Consider the following 1,395-nt stretch of genomic DNA (forward strand, 5'->3'; position numbering starts at 1 on the left):
GACACGCCCGGCGCGCCCTCCGTGGGCAGCTCGGCGACCTGCCGGCGCGCGGGATCGGCGGCGGCGCCGTGCTGCGCCGGCAACGCCTCGGCCGGCGCCCGACCAGCGTCGCCGGGACCGCCCGCCGTCGGAGCGTCCGCGGCCGGCCCTTCCACCACCAGGTCACCGGCTGCCAGGTCGCCGGCCGCCAGAGCCTCCGTCGCCGCGCCGTCCGCTGCCACGGGTACCCCGGCCCGCGCGGCACCACGGGCACCCGCGCCACCGGCCGGAACATCGCTGGCCGGCCCGCCATCGATCGCATCACCGCTGGTCGGAGCGGCGCTAGCCGGAGCGACACCCGTCGGGTCGCCGCCAGCCAGACCGTCAACAGCCGGCGCGCCAGCACCCGCTGCACCAGCAGCCCCTGCATCAGCAGCCGTCAGGTCATCGCCAGCCGCACCGTCGTCGGTCACGTCTTCGGCGACCAGGCCATCGGCCGTCGCAGCCCGCCCCTCGTGGGCCGGGCCCGCCGCGCCGTGCACCACGCCGTGCGCCACGCCGTGCGGATCATCCGCCGCGGCGCCCTCACCCCGCGCCGCGTCGGCGAACGCCCCGGCCGCGCCCTCATCCGTCGGCGCACCGCCGAGCACCCCGGCGCCGGCAACTCCGGCGCCAGGCGCTCCCGTACCGCCGGCCGCTCCCGTACCGGGAGCCTCGGAACCGGGGGCCCCCGCGCCGGAGGAAAGCGGCGCGCCGGGCGTGTCGTGCTGTTCGTCGACTGCCGGTACGGCGAATCCGACGCCGTCGGTGCCGGTCGCGTGCTGCGGCTGCGGGGCCGCGGGCCACTCCTGGGCCGCGGCCGGCGCACCGGGTCGGCCGCCCGCGCCGTCCTGCGCCGCCGGCTCCTCCGGCGGGGCCGGCTGGTCCGTACGGTGCTGGGCCGCGTCGTCCTGCGGGACCGGGCGCGGTCGGTACGGGGCGACCAGCCGGTCGCCCAGCGCGTACGCCTCGGGCGCCTGCAACGACGCCTGCGTGGTGCCGCCGCGCTCGTCCACTCCGGTCAGCGGCCACTGGCCGGTGCTCGCGTCGCCGGCCGGGGGCGTCGGCCACTGCGGGGCGCCCTGCGGGCGGTGCGGCTCGTGCGGGCGCGGCCCGTGTGCGTCCTGCCCGGGCAGCGGCACGCCGTGCCCCGCCGGGTCCTCGGGCAGGCCGCCGCCCACCTGGTTCGGGTCGTAGTCCGCCGCGTACCCGCCCTGCTCAGGACCGCCGTAGGGGTGTCCAGGGCCGGCCTGCTGGGCCTGCGCCCCCGCCGCCTGCGCGAGGTCGGCGTGGGGGGGGGGGGGGGGGGGGGCAACCCCCCCGCCCCCCCCCCCGGGGGGGGTGGGGGGGGGGGGGGGGGGGGGGGGGGGGGTATAA

1 pseudogene is annotated in these 1,395 nt (G+C 80.9%); it reads right to left on the bottom strand.

The features are described 5' to 3' along the window. A pseudogene (locus AAHZ94_RS34125) lies at positions 1-1,199 on the bottom strand (hypothetical protein); the annotation flags it as partial. Between the last annotated feature and the right edge of the window lie 196 nt (positions 1,200-1,395).

This window comes from Streptomyces sp. HSW2009, assembly GCF_040240285.1.
Taxonomy (GTDB): Bacteria; Actinomycetota; Actinomycetes; order Streptomycetales; family Streptomycetaceae; genus Streptomyces.